Annotated in this window: 13 protein-coding genes and 1 pseudogene; 2 read left to right on the top strand and 12 right to left on the bottom strand. The window is 69.7% G+C overall.

Annotation, left to right across the window (positions count from 1 at the left end):
- The first annotated feature begins 140 nt into the window (after window positions 1-140).
- Both L1857_RS05085 and L1857_RS05080 read left to right on the top strand, forming a co-directional pair.
- Window positions 141-2,009 (top strand): MDR family MFS transporter, encoded by a 1,869-nt coding sequence (locus L1857_RS05085; RefSeq protein ID WP_233157087.1) that lies wholly within the window; start codon window positions 141-143, stop codon window positions 2,007-2,009.
- Window positions 2,010-2,161: 152 nt separating this feature from the next.
- Window positions 2,162-2,386 (top strand): hypothetical protein, encoded by a 225-nt coding sequence (locus L1857_RS05080; protein WP_116114580.1) that lies wholly within the window; start codon window positions 2,162-2,164, stop codon window positions 2,384-2,386.
- A 247-nt stretch (window positions 2,387-2,633) separates the two neighbouring features.
- On the opposite strand, the pseudogene nuoN reads toward L1857_RS05080, so the two are convergent.
- The 12 genes and pseudogenes from nuoN to L1857_RS05020 all read right to left on the bottom strand — a co-directional run bounded on the left by nuoN (window position 2,634) and on the right by L1857_RS05020 (window position 17,392).
- Window positions 2,634-4,195 (bottom strand): annotated as a pseudogene (gene nuoN, locus L1857_RS05075) (NADH-quinone oxidoreductase subunit NuoN).
- 1 nt (window position 4,196) lies between these two features.
- Window positions 4,197-5,747: an NADH-quinone oxidoreductase subunit M gene (locus tag L1857_RS05070; protein ID WP_249464558.1), complete on the bottom strand. Its 1,551-nt coding sequence runs from the start codon at window positions 5,745-5,747 to the stop codon at window positions 4,197-4,199.
- Entirely contained in the window at window positions 5,744-7,639 is a 1,896-nt protein-coding gene (nuoL, locus tag L1857_RS05065; RefSeq protein WP_249464555.1) for an NADH-quinone oxidoreductase subunit L, read from the bottom strand. The genes L1857_RS05070 and nuoL overlap by 4 nt, the downstream gene beginning before the upstream one ends.
- Before the next feature lie 10 nt (window positions 7,640-7,649).
- The gene (gene nuoK / locus L1857_RS05060; RefSeq protein WP_116114574.1) at window positions 7,650-7,949 is read right to left on the bottom strand and encodes an NADH-quinone oxidoreductase subunit NuoK; all 300 of its coding nucleotides are present in this window, start codon (window positions 7,947-7,949) and stop codon (window positions 7,650-7,652) included.
- Window positions 7,946-8,743 carry an NADH-quinone oxidoreductase subunit J gene (locus L1857_RS05055; RefSeq protein WP_094003767.1) on the bottom strand — a complete coding sequence of 266 codons (798 nt, stop codon included), beginning with the start codon at window positions 8,741-8,743 and terminating at the stop codon, window positions 7,946-7,948. Before L1857_RS05055 ends, nuoK begins: the two co-directional genes overlap by 4 nt.
- 154 nt (window positions 8,744-8,897) lie before the next feature.
- Window positions 8,898-9,464, bottom strand: coding sequence for an NADH-quinone oxidoreductase subunit NuoI (nuoI, locus tag L1857_RS05050; protein ID WP_094003766.1), 567 nt, complete (start codon window positions 9,462-9,464; stop codon window positions 8,898-8,900).
- The gene (gene nuoH, locus L1857_RS05045) at window positions 9,451-10,788 is read right to left on the bottom strand and encodes an NADH-quinone oxidoreductase subunit NuoH (RefSeq protein WP_116114572.1); all 1,338 of its coding nucleotides are present in this window, start codon (window positions 10,786-10,788) and stop codon (window positions 9,451-9,453) included. The genes nuoI and nuoH overlap by 14 nt, the downstream gene beginning before the upstream one ends.
- On the bottom strand, window positions 10,785-13,253 hold the full coding sequence (locus L1857_RS05040) for an NADH-quinone oxidoreductase subunit G (protein WP_116114570.1): 2,469 nt from the start codon (window positions 13,251-13,253) through the stop codon (window positions 10,785-10,787). Before L1857_RS05040 ends, nuoH begins: the two co-directional genes overlap by 4 nt.
- Window positions 13,250-14,530: an NADH-quinone oxidoreductase subunit NuoF gene (gene nuoF / locus L1857_RS05035; RefSeq protein ID WP_094003763.1), complete on the bottom strand. Its 1,281-nt coding sequence runs from the start codon at window positions 14,528-14,530 to the stop codon at window positions 13,250-13,252. Before nuoF ends, L1857_RS05040 begins: the two co-directional genes overlap by 4 nt.
- Window positions 14,527-15,264: an NADH-quinone oxidoreductase subunit NuoE gene (nuoE, locus tag L1857_RS05030; protein ID WP_094003762.1), complete on the bottom strand. Its 738-nt coding sequence runs from the start codon at window positions 15,262-15,264 to the stop codon at window positions 14,527-14,529. The genes nuoF and nuoE overlap by 4 nt, the downstream gene beginning before the upstream one ends.
- On the bottom strand, window positions 15,261-16,643 hold the full coding sequence (locus tag L1857_RS05025; protein ID WP_094003761.1) for an NADH-quinone oxidoreductase subunit D: 1,383 nt from the start codon (window positions 16,641-16,643) through the stop codon (window positions 15,261-15,263). Before L1857_RS05025 ends, nuoE begins: the two co-directional genes overlap by 4 nt.
- Complete coding sequence (locus tag L1857_RS05020) at window positions 16,640-17,392, bottom strand: NADH-quinone oxidoreductase subunit C (protein WP_116114568.1); 753 nt, start codon at window positions 17,390-17,392, stop codon at window positions 16,640-16,642. The genes L1857_RS05025 and L1857_RS05020 overlap by 4 nt, the downstream gene beginning before the upstream one ends.

Raw genomic sequence — 17,392 nt, 5'->3', positions numbered from 1 at the left:
CCTCTGCGAACCACTCCGGTGATGCGCGTGACAACCCGCCCCACACCATCGGGTGAGGCAGCCCGCAGGCGCTCCTGACCAGCACTAACGTTCCCGTCGTGACCAGCGGGCGGGCCCAGAACACCATCGTCGCGGCGATCATGCTCGGGATGCTGCTGGCCGCGCTCGACCAGACGATCGTCTCCACCGCCCTGCCGACCATCGTGGCCGATCTCGGCGGCGCGAACCACCTGTCGTGGGTGGTCACGTCGTACCTGCTCGCCGAGACGATCATGACGGTGCTGATCGGCAAGTTCGGCGACCTCTTCGGGCGCAAGCGGGCGTTCCTGGCCAGCGTGGTGCTGTTCCTCGCCGGGTCGTTCCTGTGCGGGTGGGCCGACTCGATGGGGATGCTCGTCGCGTTCCGCGCGCTGCAGGGCCTGGGCGCGGGCGGGCTGATGGTGACCTCGGCCGCGGTCATCGCCGACGTCGTCCCGCTGCGGGAACGCGGCAAGTACCAGGGTGCGATCGGGGCGGTGTTCGGCGTTTCGACGGTGGCCGGGCCGCTGCTCGGCGGGCTGTTCGTGGACCACCTGAGCTGGCGGTGGGCGTTCTACGTGAACGTGCCGCTCGGGGTGCTGGTGATCCTCGTGGCCGTGGTCGCGCTGCCCACGGTCAAGGCGGCGGTCAAACCACGCATCGACTACCTGGGGATCGTTCTCATCGCGCTCGCCTCGACCGGTCTGACGCTGGTGACGAGCTGGGGCGGCACCGTGTACCCGTGGGCGTCGCCGATGATCATCGGGATGGCCATCGGCTCGGTCCTGCTGCTGGTCGCGTTCGTGCTGGTCGAGCTGCGGGCCGAGGAGCCGATGCTGCCGATGCGGCTGTTCCGCGGCCGGGTGTTCTCGGTGGCCGGCATCCTGAGTTTCGTCGTCGGGTTCGCCATGCTCGGCGGCATCACCTACCTGCCGACGTACCTGCAGCGGGTGCAGGGCGCGAGCGCGACCGAGTCGGGGCTGCGGATGCTGCCGCTGGTGGTCGGGATGATGATCACCGCGCTGGTCAGCGGCATCGTGATCAGCCGGACCGGGCGGTACCGCGTCTTCCCGATCGCCGGCTCGCTGGTGCTGGCGCTGGGCCTGTACCTGCTGTCGCACCTGAACACCACCACGAGCTTCTGGGTCACCTCGGCGTACATGATCGTGCTCGGGCTGGGGCTCGGGTGCACCATGCAGGTGCCCACGATCGTCGTGCAGAACACCGCCGACTACGCCGACCTCGGGGTGGCGACGTCGGGCGTGAGTTTCCTGCGGACGCTGGGCAGTTCCTTCGGCGTGGCGGTGTTCGGCACGATCTACGCGAACAACCTGCCGGCCCAGCCGTCCACGGAGTCCTATGTGGACGCGATCCACACGATGTTCCTGATCGCCTCGCCGATCGGCCTGCTCGCACTGCTCGTTGCGTTGTTCCTCGAGGAGGTCCCGCTGCGGGACAGCTCGAAGGCGCTGACGTCGGGCAACAACGGTGTCGGCGAGGGCTTCGCGATGCCCGGCTCCGGGGACTCGCGGCAGGAGCTGGAGAAGGCCGTGGCGACGGTGTGGTCGAAGCAGAAGACCGATCCGGGGCCGGAGATCCTGGCCCGGTCCGGGGTGCCGCTGAGCTACGCGCAGGCGTGGCTGATCGCGCAGATCTACCGCAACAGCGTGGACGACGGCGACGCGACGTTGCAGGACATCGCCGCGCAGACCGGTGTTCCCGCGGGGATCTTCGAACCGACCGCGCGCCAGCTCGTGGCCGCCGGGCAGCTCGCCGAGGCCGACGGGCACTTCACGTTCACCGGGCACGGCAGCGACACGTTCGCGCGGCTGGTCGGCGCGTGGCGGCTGTGGGTGCTGGACAACGTGGCGGGCCCGGAAGCCGCCGCCGGGCGTGACCTCACGGCCTGCGTGGACGAGATCGCGACCCAGCTGATCAGCAACGGCCGGTCACTGACGCGGCCGGGACGACACGCGGCGCCGGTCGCCTAGCACACGCATCCGACAAAAACGCCACCCCGGCGGGAAAACCCACGCGACTTGTCCACATCGCCCTCAACCATCCACAGAATCTCGTTCTGTTTCCCACTCCGTCGCCACACCGGGCATGCTCGAGACATCCCTCCCGAAAGGAGCCTCGAGAAATGACCGAACAGACCCTGCCCGGCCGCCGCACCCGCAACCAGACCACCCACCTGGCCCTGGCAGAGGCACGCGAGCACGGACTGGCCCGGCGGCACCTGCGCAAGCTGATGCGCCTGGCACACAACAAACCCTGCCACTGCACCGAAGTACACCGACACACGTGTTCTTACCCCGACGTAGTGCACGCGCTGAATCCCACACGCACAACGGCCGACTCAGGTTGATCACCTACGCCGGAGGTGCCCCGGCAGCATCAAGCTCGAGCGGAGGCGCACGAGCGCGGACTGGCCCGCCGACACCGACACAAGCCCGATGCGCCTAGCGCACAACCAACCCTGCCACTGCGCCGAAGTACACCGGCACACGTGTTCCTATCCGGACGTGGTGCGAGCGCTGGATACGACCTGACCCGAAACGCGGAAGTGCCCTCCGCCCGGGATGGGCGAAGGGCACTTCCGAACAGCGTGGTCGTCAGAAGGCGAAGGCGCCCGCTCCCGCCCAGTCGAGCGCGAAGGCGGGGGCGACACCGAGCAGCAGGGTGATGATCACGCCGAGCGTGATCGCCGCCGTGGTGAACGCGCCCGGCACCGTCACCGTCGGGCCGTCGGGGCCGGCTTGCTGAAGTACATCAGCACGACCACCCGCAGGTAGAAGAACGCCGCGACGGCGCTGAACACCAGCGCGATCACCACCAGCGGCGCCATGCCGTCCCGCAGCGCCGCCGAGAACACGACGAACTTGCCGACGAACCCGCTGGTGAGCGGGATCCCGGCCAGAGCGAGCAGGAGGAAGGTGAACACCCCGGCCAGCACGGGCGACCGCTTGGCCAGGCCGGCCCACGCCGACAGGTGCGTGGCCTCGCCCTTGGCGTCACGCACGAGCGAGACCACCCCGAACGCGGCGAGCGTGGTGAAGCCGTAGGCCAGCAGGTAGAACAGCGTGCCGGACAGGCCCTGGTCGGTCATCGCGAGCGTGCCGACGAGCAGGAAGCCGGCGTGCGCGATGGACGAGTAGGCGATCATGCGCTTGACGTCGGTCTGGGTGAGGCCGAGCACGGCGCCGATCGCCATGGAGATGATCGCGACCGCCCACAGCACGCCGCGCCACTCCCAGCTGGTCGACTCGAACCCGACGGTCAGCACGCGCAGGATGCCGCCGAACGCGGCGACCTTGGTGCAGGCCGCCATGAACCCGGTGACCGGGGTCGGCGCGCCCTGGTAGACGTCCGGCGTCCAGGTGTGGAACGGGCCGACCGAACCCTTGAACAGCAACCCGACCACGAGGAGGCCCATGCCCGCGAACAGCAGCATGTCCGAACGGTCCGAGCCGGCCGCGGCATTGGCGATGTCGGCCAGCTTGACCGAACCCGCGTAGCCGTACAGCAACGCGAGCCCGTAGAGGAAGAACGCCGACGAGAACGCCCCGAGGAGGAAGTACTTGACCGCCGCCTCTTGCGACAACAGGCGCCGGCGCCGGGCCAGTCCGCACATCAGGTACAGCGGCAGGCTCAGCACCTCGAGCGCGATGAACATGGTGAGCAGGTCGTTGGCCGCGCAGAACGTCATCATCCCGCCCAGCGCGAACAGCGCCAGCGGGAAGACCTCGGTCTGCATCCCGGTCGAGCCGACCTGGGCCCGGTCCTGCACCGTGCCCGGCCGGATGGCGGCCTGCGCCACGAAGGCGCCGCCCGGCTCCACCGAGCGGTCCGCGATCAGCAGGATCGCGGGCAGCGCGAGGGCGAGCAGGGTGCCCCACAGGAACAGGGCGGGCTTGTCGACCGACACCGCGCCGCTGAGGGTGGTCAGACCCTTGACCGGCGAACCGCTGACGTACACGGCCAGCGCGACGCCGGCGGCGGCCAGCCCGGTCAGGCTGAGCAACACCTGCGACGGCCACCGCATGTGCCGGGGCAGGAACGCCTCGAACAGCACGCTGACGCACGCCGCGCCGAGCACGATCAGCACCGGCAGGATCGCGTCGTACGCGATCTGCGGTGCGGTGATTTGCCCTTGCTGGGCCAGAATCCCGAGCATTTCACTGGCCTCCGTTGAGTGCGGAAAGCGTCGCGTCGACCGACGGGGTCACCGTGTCCAGCACGGGTTGGGGGAAGAAGCCGAGCCCGATGATCAGCACGACCATCGGCACCAGGACCGCCAGCTCCCGGCCGCCGAGGTCCCGGATCGTCTTCCGGGCGCCCAGCTCGGGGGCGATCGCGGTGCCCGGGCCGCCCCCGGCGCCGACCAGCGCGGTCCCCCGCACCGGGCCGGTCATCAGGCGCTGGTACAGCCAGAGCACGTAGGCCGCGGCGAGCACCATGCCGACGGTGGCGAGGGTCGCGAACACCGGCTGGGTCTCGAAGGCGCCCAGCAGCACCAGGAACTCACTGACGAACGAGTTGGTACCCGGGAGGGACAAAGTGGACAGACCCGCGATGAGCAGCATGCCGCCGAGCAGTGGCGTCAGCTTGAACATACCGCCGTAGTCGGAGATCCGGGTGGACCCGCCGCGCGCGATCACCAGGCCCAGCACCACGATCAGCATGCCGGTCGCGAGGCTGTGGTTGAGCATGTAGGTCACCGCGCCGACGGCCGCCTGCTGGGTGAAGGCGAAGATGCCCAGCGCGATGAACCCGAAGTGGGCGATCGAGACGTAGGCGACGAAGCGTTTCATGTCCTGCTGCCCGGCGGCGAGGATCGAGCCGTAGAGCACGCCGATCACGGCGAGCACCAGCACCAGCGGCGCCAGGTCCTTGCTCGCCTCGGGGAACATCGGCAGGCAGTAGCGCAGGAAACCGAACGTGCCGACCTTGTCCAGCACGCCGACCAGCAGCACGGCGACGCCGATGGGCGCCTCCCCGGCCGCGTCGGGCAGCCAGGTGTGGAACGGCACGAGCGGCGCCTTGATCGCGAACGCCAGGAAGAACCCGAGGAACAGCCAGATCTGGGTGCTCGTGGGCGCGTCCCGCACCACCGTGACCAGCGTCGCCCAGTCGAAGGTGCCGTTGCCCAGCTCGTCGGCGGCGAGCGAGTAGGCCCCGATCGCCGAGGCCAGCATGATCAGACCGCCGAGGAAGGAGTACAGGAAGAACTTGACCGCCGCGTACTGCCGGTTCGCGCCGCCGTAGCCGCCGATGAGGAAGTACATCGGGATCAGCATGATCTCGAACAGCACGTAGAAGAGGAACACGTCGGTGGCGGCGAACACCGCGATGGTGATGGCCTCCTGCACCAGGATCAGCGCGAGGAAACCACCCGCGCTGCGGTCCTGCGGCAGCTTGTCCGCCGTGCCCAGGGCGCCGATGACGATCGGCACCAGGAACGCGATAACGGCGATCATCACCAGGGCGATGCCGTCGATGCCGAAGGAGATGTGCACGCCGAAGCTCGGGATCCAGTCCATCGAGCTGGTGTGCTGCAGGCGGGCGCCGTCCGGCTGGTAGGTCGCCCACGTCGGGATGATCATCGCCAGCTCGACGAGGGCGAACACCACCGCGGCGACGGTGGCGAGCCGATCGTTGCGGCGCAGCCCGGTGACGACGCACGCGCCGACCAGCGGCCAGAGGATGAGGGCCAGTACCCAGGTCATGAGAACCTCACCATCAGCAGTGCGGCGACGAGGACGAACGAGCCGGCCAGCATCGACAGGGCGTACGAGCGGACGAAGCCGGTCTGCAGTCTGCGCAGCCTCCCGGACCCGCCACCGAGGGCGGCGGCCAGGCCGTTGACGGCGCCGTCGACGCCACGGCTGTCGAGGTAGACCGAGAACCGGGTGAGCCACATGCCCGGGGTCGCGACCAGTGCCTCGTTGACCGCGTTGCCGTACAGGTCCTTGCGGGCCGCCTTGACGACGGCGGAGACGTTCTCCGGCCGCTCGACCGGGGTGTCCCGGCGCCCGACGACGAGCCAGGCGAGCAGCACGCCGAGCGCGGACAGGGCGACCGTGATCCACGGGATGAGCGCGTGCGGGATCGCGGTGTGCTCGGCCTCGCCGAGTTCACCCAGTGCCGGGGCGAGCCATTCGGAGAGGCGGTCGCCGAGGGCGAAGAACGCGCCGGCGCCGAGCGAGCCGACGGCCAGCACGATCATCGGCACGGTCATCACCGGCGGCGACTCGTGCGGGTGGAACTCCTTGCCCTCGGCGGTGCGCAGGTCCCGCCAGCGTTCCTTGCCGAAGAAGGTGAGCAGCATCAGCCGGGTCATGTAGAACGCGGTCAGCGCGGCGCCGAGCATCGCGGCGAGGCCGAACACCCAGCCGCGCCAGCCCTCCTGACCGAAGGCGGCCTCGATGATCGCGTCCTTGGAGAAGTAACCCGACAGGAAGGGGAACCCGATGAGCGCCAGGTAACCGAGCCCGAAGGTGACGAACGTGATCGGCATGTGCCGGTACAGGCCGCCGAACTTGCGCATGTCGACCTCGTCGTTCATGCCGTGCATGACCGACCCGGCGCCGAGGAACAGGCCGGCCTTGAAGAAGCCGTGCGTGAGCAGGTGCATGATGCCGAGCGCGTAGCCGAACGGCCCGAGCCCGACGGCCAGCATCATGTAGCCGATCTGGCTGACCGTCGAGTACGCGAGCACCTTCTTGATGTCGTCGTAGGCGCAGCCGATGATGCACCCGATCAGCAGGGTTATCGCGCCGACGAGGGTGACGATCAGCCGGCCCGTCTCGGTCTCGTTGTAGATCGGGTTGGCGCGCGCCACCAGGTACACGCCGGCGGTGACCATGGTGGCGGCGTGGATCAGGGCCGACACCGGGGTCGGGCCTTCCATGGCGTCCGGGAGCCACGCCTGGAGCGGGAACTGGCCGGACTTACCGCACGCGCCGAGGAGCAGCAGGATCGCGATGGCGGTGATCACGGCCGGCGGTGCGTCGCCGATGCGGTCGAACACGCCCGCGTAGGTGACCGTGCCGAGGTACTTGAACATCAGGAAGATCGCGAGCGCGAGCCCGACGTCACCGACGCGGTTCATCAGGAACGCCTTCTTCGCGGCGGTCGCCGCGGACGGGCGGTCCGAGTACCAGCCGATGAGCAGGTACGACGCCAGGCCGACGCCCTCCCAGCCGAGGTAGAGCGTCACGAAGTTGTTGCCCAGCACCAGAACCAGCATGGAGGCCACGAAGAGGTTCAGGTAGCCAAAAAATCGACGCCGAGCGACGTCCTCTTTCATGTAGCCGATCGAGTAGATGTGGATCAGCGCGCCCACACCGGTGATCAGCAGGATGAAGACGAGCGAGAGCGCGTCGATCCGCAGGCCGAAGTCGATCTGGAGGTCACCGACGCCGATCCAGGTGAACATCCTGGTGTCGGTCACGTGCCCGTCGCTGCCGAAGAACAGCACCAGGCCGTACACGAACGACGCGATGACGGTCGCGCAGCCGAGCAGGTGTCCCCAGCGGTCGGTGCGCCTGCCCCCGGCCAGCAGGACGAGCGCGCCGAGGGCCGGGAACGCGACCAGCAGCCACGATGATGCGATCACTCTCGAGCTCCTAGTACTTGAGCAGGTTGGTGTCGTCGACCGAGGCCGACCGGCGGGTCCGGAAGATGGCCATGATGACCGCCAGCCCGACGACGACCTCGGCGGCGGCGACGACCATCACGAAGAACGCCATCACCTGGCCGTCGAGCCCGCCGTTGATGCGGGAGAACGTGACCAGGGAGAGGTTCACGGCGTTGAGCATCAGCTCGATGCACATGAACACGACGATGGCGTTGCGCCGCACCAGCACGCCGACCGCGCCGATGGCGAACAGCAGGGCCGAGAGCAGCAGGTAGTAGGTGGGGGTCATTCCTCGTCACCCTTCCCGACCAGCGCGTGGGCGTCGGGCTGCGGTTCGGTGCCCTCGACCTGCTTGCGCTCGGCTTCGAGGCGGGCCGTGGGCGTGGACTCGATGATCGTGGACAGCGACTCGGGCGCGACCGAGCCGTCGGGCAGGATCGCGGGGGTCGTGACCGAGTGGGAGGTGGCGAACACACCGGGCCCCGGCTTGGGCGAAATGCGTTCGTACTCGCCGCGGAACCGGGCCTCGACGAGTTCCTTCTGCGAGCGGCGGCCGCGCTTCTCGGTGAAGGCGAGCACCATGGCTCCCAGCGCCGCGGTGATCAGCAGCGCCGAGGTGAGCTCGAAGGGGAACAGGTAGTCGGTGAAGATGAGGCGGCCGAGGCCACCGGCGTTGCCGTCCGGCGCGGGCGCCGGGGTGACGTTGGCGAGTGCCCGGGTGAGCGCGGTGGCCATCAACCCGGCGATGCCGACGCCGAGGATGCCGCCCCACAGGCGCTGCCCCCGCAGCACCTCGACGACGGAGTCGGAACTCTCGCGGCCCACGAGCATCAGCACGAACAGGAACAGCATCATGATCGCGCCGGTGTAGACGATGATCTGGGTGAACCCGAGGAACGGCGCCCGCTGGACCATGTAGAGGATGCCCAGCGAGAACATCGTGAGGGCCAGGAAGAGCGCCGAGTGAACCGCATTGCGCGCGAAGATGAGCCCGAGGGCGCCCAGAAGGGCCACCGGACCGAGAATCCAGAACGCGATGGCCTCCCCGGTGGAGACCACCTCGGCGGCCTGTGCCAGCACCATCACCGCACCTCCCCTCGAACGGCCCCCGGCCACTGGCCGAGGCTTGCGGATGAGGATGTCGTCCTGACCGCCACCACCCGGTGGAGACCGTCGGCGCGACCCGGTGGGGTCGGGTGCGGCAACTGGTCACCGGAGACCGGCAACGCCGGGGGGGTCATTGGATTGCCTCCTCGCGGGAGGTTTCTACCGTTTCGCCCGGTGGGACGCCTCTGCCGCGGGCCAACTCGGGGCCGTGCACGTAGTAGTCCTGCTCGTCGTCGCCCAGGCGCATGGGGTGTGGGGGTTGCTCCATGCCCGGCAGGAGCGGCGCCAGCAGGTCCTCCTTGGTCCAGATCAGCTTCTGGCGGTCGTCGTCCGCCATCTCGTAGAAGTTGATCATCGTCAGGGAGCGGGTGGGGCACGCCTCGACGCACAGGCCGCAGCCGATGCACCTCAGGTAGTTGATCTGGTAGTCCTTGCCGTACCGCTCGCCGGGCGAGTACCGGGCGTCCTCGGTGTTGTCGCCGCCCTCGACGAAGATCGCGTCCGCCGGGCACGCCCACGCGCACAACTCGCAGCCGACGCACTTCTCCAGCCCGTCCGGGTGCCGGTTGAGCTGGTGCCGCCCGTGGTAGCGCGGCGCGGCCGGGGCGCCGATCTCCGGGTACTCCTCCGTCGCCACCTTCTTGAACATCGTGCCGAACGTGACGCCGAAACCCTTGATGGGGTCAAACAGTCCCATCGGAACCCTCCTTCCCGGCGCCCACCTGGGCAGGCTCCGAAGTACGACCCGCCACCCGGCGCCGGCGCTTCCCGGCGCCCCGCTCGGGCACCTCGGGCACACGCAAATCCAGCGGTGGCAACGGGAAGCCGCCACCGGTCACCGGCACCGAACCGTCGCCGGTCTGCTTCTTCTCGGGCACCAGCAGCGCGATCGCCACCGCGACCACCACCACGATCGCCCCGCCGATCAGGATCTGGCCCGTCGACAGCCCGCCGTTGTTCCGGATCGCCCGGATCGACGCGATGATCACGATCCACACCAGGTTCGCCGGCACCAGGACCTTCCAGCCCAGCTGCATGAACTGGTCGTAGCGGAACCGCGGCAGCGTCCCCCGCAGCCAGATGAACCCGAACAGCAACGCGAACAGCTTCACCGTGAACCAGATCAGCGGCAGCCACCCCTGGTTCAGCGGCGAATCCAGCCCGACGAACGGGAACATCCAGCCGCCCAGGAACAGCGTCGTCGCGAACGCCGAGACGATCACCATGTTCACGTACTCGGCGAGGAAGAACATCGCGAACTTCATCGACGAGTACTCGGTGTGGAACCCGCCGACCAGCTCCGACTCCGCCTCCGGCAGGTCGAACGGCGCCCGGTTCGTCTCACCCACCATCGAGATCAGGTAGATCACGAAACTCGGCAGCAGCAGGTAGAAGTACCAGCCGCGGGCCTGCGCGTCGACGATCGCACCGGTCGCCATCGACTGCGAGTACAGCACCACGCCGACGATCGACAGGCCCATCGCGATCTCGTACGAGATCACCTGCGCCGCCGACCGCAGCCCGCCGAGCAGCGGGTACGGCGACCCGGACGACCACCCGGCCAGCACGATCCCGTACACGCCCACCGACGAGCAGGCCAGGATCAGCAGCACCCCGACCGGCAGGTCGACCAGCTGCAGCACGGTCTGCTCACCGAAGATCGACACCCGCGGCCCGAACGGGATCGCGGCCAGCGCGATCAACGCGGGCACCGCGGACAGCACCGGCGCCAGGAAGTACACCTTCCGGTCGGCGCCGTCCGGGATGATCTGCTCCTTGAACGGCAGCTTGATCGCGTCCGCCAGCGACTGGAAGTAGCCGCCGGGGCCGACGCGGTTCGGACCGGGCCGGTTCTGCATCCGGCCGATCGCCTTGCGCTCCCACACGATGAGGAAGATCGTCAGGAGCGGCCCGATCAGCAGGACCACGACCGTCTTGAGCAGGATCAGCCACCACGGGTCGTCCGCGAGCAGCTCGGCACGGGTCATCTGATCCGGCGCCTGCAGCAGCAACGGTGTCATCGCCGCACTCCCTCGATGTTGACGACCGCCCCGTGCCCGGCGCCGAGTGTCTTCCGCAGCCGCGAGCCGTCGGAGTTGCCCGGCAGCCACACGACGTCGTCGGGCAGGTCGGCGACCTCGACCGGCAGCGTGATCGCACCCCGCTCGGTGGAGACCGTGACCTCGTCACCGAGCTCGGCCGCGGTCTTCGCCGACACCCGCGCCACCACGCGCCGCGCGGTGCCCGCCAGGTGCGGCTCGTCCACCTGCAGCGAGCCCTCGTCCAGCAGCTGCCGCCAGCTCGCCAGCCGCGCCTGTCCCGGCCCGACCTCGGCGGCGGCACGCGCGGCTCCGGACTCCCAGAACTTGCCGTGCGCGGCGCCCGACGAGCCCAGCCGGGCGAAGTCGGCGTACGCGGCCGCCGGGGTCTGCGTGAACAGGTCGGCGTCCATCTCGACGGCGAGCGTGTCCAGCACCCGGCAGTCCGGCAGGGCGCCGGTGCCTTCGAGCGTCGCGTCGAACACGCGGCGCCGGCCCTCCCAGTTCACGAAGCTGCCGGACTTCTCGACCACCGGCGCGATCGGCAGGACCACGTCCGCGTGCTCGGTCACCGTGCTCGCCCGCATCTCCAGGCTCACCACGAACTCCGCCCGCGACAGCGCCCGCCGCGCCAGCTCCGGGTCCGGCAGGTCGTCCAGGTCGACCCCGCCGACGACCACGCCGGACAGGTACCCGCCGGCCAGCGCGCCGATGATGTCGTTCGTGTCGCGCCCCGGCTCGGCCGGCACCGGGGCGCCCCACACCGCCTCGACCTCGGCCCGTGCCGCGTCGTCGGTGACCGGGCGGCCGCCGGGCAGCAGCGACGGTGCGGCGCCGGCCTCCAGCGCGCCGCGCTCACCGGCCCGGCGCGGGATCCAGGCGACCTTCGCGCCGGTCCGCGCGGCCAGCCGCCGCACCGCGGCGAACAGGCCCGGCACCTCGGCCGCCCGCTCCCCGACCAGTACGACCGCGCCGTCGGCGCCCAGCGCCGACTCGACGTCCGGCGCGTGCTCCGGGATGCCGTCCAGCGCGGCGGCCTCCGACCCGGGCACGCAGGCCAGCAGCTCGCCGGACGTCTTGCGCACCGACGGCGTCGTCCACTGTCCCAAGTGGACCACGCGGGTGCGCTTCTTGCGGGCGGCCTTGCGCAGCCGGAGGAAGACGATCGGCGCCTCCTCCTCGGGCTCGAACGCCACGCACAGCACCGTCGGCGCGTTCTCGATCGCCCCGAACGTCACGCCGTGCTCCGGCGTCGTGCCCGCCACCTCGGCGGCGAGGAAGTCCAGCTCCTCCGGCGAGTGCGCCCGCGCCCGGAAGTCGATGTCGTTGGTGCGCAACGCGACCCGCGCGAACTTCGCGTAGGAGTAGGCGTCCTCCAGGGTCAGCCGGCCACCCGCGAGCACCGCGGCGCCGCGGCTGTCCCGCGCCTTCGCCAGTCCCTCGGCGGCGACGCGCAGCGCCTCCGTCCACGGCGCTTCCCGCAGCTCACCGGAGGCGTCGCGCACCAGCGGCCGCCGGATCCGGTCGGCCGCCGTGGCGTACCGGAACGCGAAGCGGCCCTTGTCGCAGATCCACTCCTCGTTGACCTCGGGGTCGTTGGCGGCGAGCTTGCGCATCACCTTGCCGCGCCGGTAGTCGGTGCGTTCGGCGCAGCCGGACGAGCAGTGCTCGCACACGCTCGGCGCGGACACCAGGTCGAACGGCCGCGACCGGAACCGGTACTGCGCGCTGGTCAGCGCCCCGACCGGGCAGATCTGGATGGTGTTGCCGGAGAAGTACGACTGGAACGGCGCGCCCGACGACGTGCGCGAGGCGAGGTCGAACACGTCCGCGGTCTCCGCCGTGCCGATCTGCTGGTGCGCGCCACGCTCCAGCAGGTCGATGAACGGGTCGCCGGCGATCTGCGCGGAGAACCGCGTGCACCGCTGGCACAGCACGCACCGCTCGCGGTCGAGCAGCACCTGCGTCGAGATCGGCAGCGGCTTCGGGAAGGTGCGCTTGGTGTCGCGGAACCGCGAGTCGGCGCGGCCGTGGGCCATCGCCTGGTTCTGCAGCGGGCACTCGCCGCCCTTGTCGCACACCGGGCAGTCCAGCGGGTGGTTGATGAGCAGCAGCTCCATCACGCCCTGCTGGGCCTTGTCCGCGACCGGCGAGGTCAGCTGCGTCTTGACGACCATCCCGTCGGCGACGGTCATCGTGCACGACGCCTGCGGTTTCGGCATCGGCCGCCCGCCCATCTCGACCTCGACCAGGCACTGGCGGCAGGCCCCGGCCGGGTCGAGCAGCGGGTGGTCGCAGAACCGCGGGATCACCGTGCCGAGCCGCTCCGCGGTGCGGATCAGCAGCTCACCCTTGGGCGCGATGACCTCCTCGCCGTCGATGGTCAGCTTCACGTGCCCCTCGGGCACCGGCGTCTCGGTCTTGGGGTTCTCTGGCGCGATCGTCATGCCTGTGCTCCCACCAACTCGCGCTTGTTGCTCTCGCACAGGGCGAGGAATTCGTCGCGGAAGTACTTGATCCCGCTGGTGATCGGGCTGACCGCGCCGTCACCGAGGGCGCAGAACGACCGGCCCAGGATGTTGTCGCAGACGTCCAGCAGCGTGTCGATGTCCTCGGCGGTGCCCCGCCCCTCGACCATCCGCTCCAGGATCTGCGCCAGCCAGTACGTGCCCTCGCGGCACGGCGTGCACTTGCCGCACGACTCGTGCTCGTAGAACTTCGTCCACTTCATCACGGCCCACGGGACCGACACGGTCTCGTTGAACACCTGCACCGCGGTGGTGCCGAGCATCGACCCGGCCTCCGCGGCGCCCTCGAAGTCGAGCGGGATGTCCAGGTGCTCGGCGGTGAACATCGGCGTGGACGACCCGCCCGGCGTCCAGAACTTGAGCGGGATGCCGTCCTTCATGCCGCCGCACAGTTCCAGCAGCTCGCGCAGGGTCGTGCCGAGCGGCGCCTCGTACTGGCCCGGCTTCTCGACGTGCCCGGAGATCGAGTAGATCTTCGGGCCCGGCGACTTCTCCCGGCCCATCTTGCGGAACCAGTCGGCGCCGCCGTTGACGATGAACGGAACGCTCGCGATGGTCTCGACGTTGTTCACCGTGGTCGGCGCCGCGTAGAGACCGGCGGCCGCGGGGAACGGCGGCTTGAGCCGCGGCTGGCCGCGGCGGCCCTCCAGCGAGTCGAGCAGCGCGGTCTCCTCACCGCAGATGTACGCGCCCGCCCCGGCGTGCACGGTGATGTCCAGGTCGAACCCGGACCCGAGGATGTCGCGGCCCAGGTACCCGGCGCGGTAGGCCTCGCGCACGGCCGCGTTGAGCCGCCGGTACGGGTGCAGCGCCTCGCCGCGCACGTAGATGAAGCAGTGGTGCGACCGCATCGCGTAGGCGGCGATGATGCAGCCTTCGATCAGCGAGTGCGGGTCGGCCATCATCAGCGGGATGTCCTTGCAGGTCCCCGGCTCGCCCTCGTCGGCGTTGATCACGAGATAGTGCGGCTTGTCCTCGTTGGGCGGCATGAACGACCACTTCACGCCGGCGGGGAAGCCCGCACCGCCGCGGCCGCGCAGACCGGAGTCCTTGACCAGCTGCACCAGCTGCTCGGGCGTGCCACGTAACGCCTTGCGCAGCGCGGTGTAGCCCTCCAGCTGTTCGTAGGTGGACAGTCGCCAGGAGTTGGGAGACAGCCAGCGCTTGGTGAGTACCGGCGTCAGCGGGTCGCTCATTTCTTTTCCACCTCCGGCAACGGCACGTCGTCCGCCATGACCGGGGCGGTCCAGCCCCGCTCCTGGGCGATCCGCGCACCCATCAGGGTCTCCGGCGCCTGGGACGGTCCGTCCACCTGCGCCCGGTAGGTCTCTTCGTCCTCCGGGAAGAACCCGGCCAGCTGCAACTCGGCGCTCTTGAAGTCGCCCAGCGGCGCGCCCCGCGACGGTTGCGGCTTCTCGCCGCGCCGCAACGCGTCGACCAGTTCCACCGCGCTGTCCGGCGTCTGCTTGTCGTAGTACTCGTAGTTGACCTGCAACACCGGCGCGAGGTCGCAGGCCGCCAGGCACTCGGCGTGCTCCAGCGTGATCGAGCCCGGCTCACCGGGCGTGCCCGCGGTTTCCTCGTGCCCCAGCGGTTTCCCGTCCTCGCCCAGGTGTTCCTGCAGCGTGCGGTAGATCGCGTCGCCACCGAGCGCGGCGCACAGCGTGTTCGTGCACACGCTCACCAGGTGCTCGCCGCACGGCTTGCGCTTGTACATCGTGTAGAACGTGACGACCGCGCTGACCTCGGCCTCGGACAGCCCGAGCTGCTCCGCGCAGAACGTCACGCCCTCCTGGCTGACGAACCCCTGCACCGACTGCACCAGGTGCAGCATCGGCAGCAGCGCCGACCGGGACTGCGGGTAGCGGGCCATCAGCTCCTGCGCCTTGGCCACGGTGTCCGCGTCGAACGTTTCCTTAGCTGTGGTCATCGATCCACTCCGCCCATGACCGGGTCCACCGACGCGACCGCCGCGATCACGTCGGCCACCAGGCCGCCCTCTGACATCGCCGGCAGGGACTGCAGGTTGACGAAACTCGGTTCCCGGACGTGCACGCGCATCGGCCGGGTGCCGCCGTCGGAGACGAGGTGGAAGCCCAGCTCGCCGCGCGGCGACTCGACCGTGGAGTACACCTGGCCGGGCGGCACCTTGAAGCCCTCGGTGACCAGCTTGAAGTGGTGGATCAGCGACTCCATCGACTGGCCCATGATCTTGCGGACGTGCTCCAGCGAGTTGCCCATGCCGTCGCTGGAGATCGACAGCTGCGCGGGCCAGGCGACCTTCTTGTCCTCCACCATGACCGGGCCCGGCTCGATCATCTTCAGGCACTGCCGGATGATCCGCAGCGACTGGTGCATCTCCTCGACCCGGCACAGGTACCGGCCCCAGCAGTCGGCCTCGGTCGAGGTCGGCACGTCGAACTCGAACTCGTCGTAGCGCGAGTACGGCTGGATCTTGCGCAGGTCCCACGGCAGGCCCGCGGACCGCAGCACCGGGCCGGTGACGCCGAGCGCGAGGCACGCGTCCACCGGCAGGTACCCGACGCCCTTGAGCCGGTTGCGCCAGATCGGCTGGCCGGTGAACAGCTTGTCGTACAGGGGAAGGCGCTCGTCCATCACCTTGACGAACTCGCCGACCTTCTCCTTCCAGTCGGCCGGCAGGTCCTGCGCGATCCCGCCGGGGCGGATGAACGCGTGGTTCATGCGCAGCCCGGTCAGGTACTCCAGCAGGTGCAGCACCTCTTCGCGCTCGCGGAACCCGAAGGTCATCGCGGTGGTGGCGCCCAGCTCCATGCCGCCGGTGGCGATGTAGACCAGGTGCGAGCCGATGCGGTTGATCTCGCAGAGCATGACGCGGATCAGCTCGGCCCGGCGCGGGGCCTGGATGCCGAGCAGCTTCTCCACGCCCAGGCAGTAGCCCAGCTCGTTGAACAGCGGGGACAGGTAGTCCATGCGCGTCACGAACGTGACGCCCTGGGTCCAGGTCCGGTACTCGCAGTTCTTCTCGATGCCGGTGTGCAGGTAGCCGATGACCGACCGCAGCTGGGTGACCGTCTCGCCCTCCAGCTCCAGCACGAGCCGGAGCACGCCGTGCGTGGACGGGTGCTGCGGGCCCATGTTGATGACGATCCGCTCGTCGTGCTGGGCGTCCTCCAGCACGTCGTCCCAGTCACCGCCGCTGACGTGGTAGATGCGGCCTTCGGTGGTGTCCCGGGATTCGGCGTACTCGGCGGTGCTGTCCGCGCTGTCGCGGCCCGGGTCCGAGGTGTCCGTGCCGGTGCTGACGTCCGAGAGTCGTTCCGTCGTCACGAGTACGACCTCCGCTGATCGGGGGGCGGGATCTCCGCGCCCTTGTACTCCACCGGGATCCCGCCGAGCGGGTAGTCCTTGCGCTGCGGGTGACCGTCCCAGTCGTCCGGCATCAGGATCCGGGTCAGGGCCGGGTGGCCGTCGTAGACGATGCCGAACAGGTCCCACGCCTCGCGTTCCTGCCAGTCGGCGGTCGGGTAGACCGCCACGATGGACGGGATGTGCGCGTCCTCGATGTCGACGGCGACCTCCAGCCGGATGCGCCGGCGGTAGGTCATCGACGTCAGGTGGTACACCGAGTGCAGCCGCTGCGGCACGTCCGGCCCGTAGTCCACACCGGACACCGAGCTGCACAGCTCGAACCGCAGCCCGGCGTCGTCGCGCAGGATGCGGCACATCGCGACGAGGTGCGCGCGGTCGACGTAGAGGGTGATCTCGCCGCGGTCGACGGTCACCTGGTGCACCGCCTCGGCCGGCACGTCGTTCTCGGCCAGCGCGGCGAAGAACTGGTCGGCGAACTCGTCGAACCAGCCGCCGTAGGGCCGTTCCGCCGGTGCCGGCAGGTAAGCCGGCAGCCGCAGCCCGCCGTAGCCGGAGGTGTCGCCGCTGTCGGAGACGCCGAACATGCCGCGGCGCTCGCGGCCGGCGACGATCGGTTGCGCCGGGCGCGGGCCACTCGGCTCCAGGCCGGTGTCCTGACGCTGGGCGCTGGACTGTTCGCCGCCGGTCTCGGGGTTCTCTTCAGCCAT

Source organism: Amycolatopsis thermalba, assembly GCF_023376025.1.
Taxonomy (GTDB): Bacteria; Actinomycetota; Actinomycetes; order Mycobacteriales; family Pseudonocardiaceae; genus Amycolatopsis_E; species Amycolatopsis_E thermalba.
This window is presented reverse-complemented; position numbering and strand designations above follow the sequence as displayed.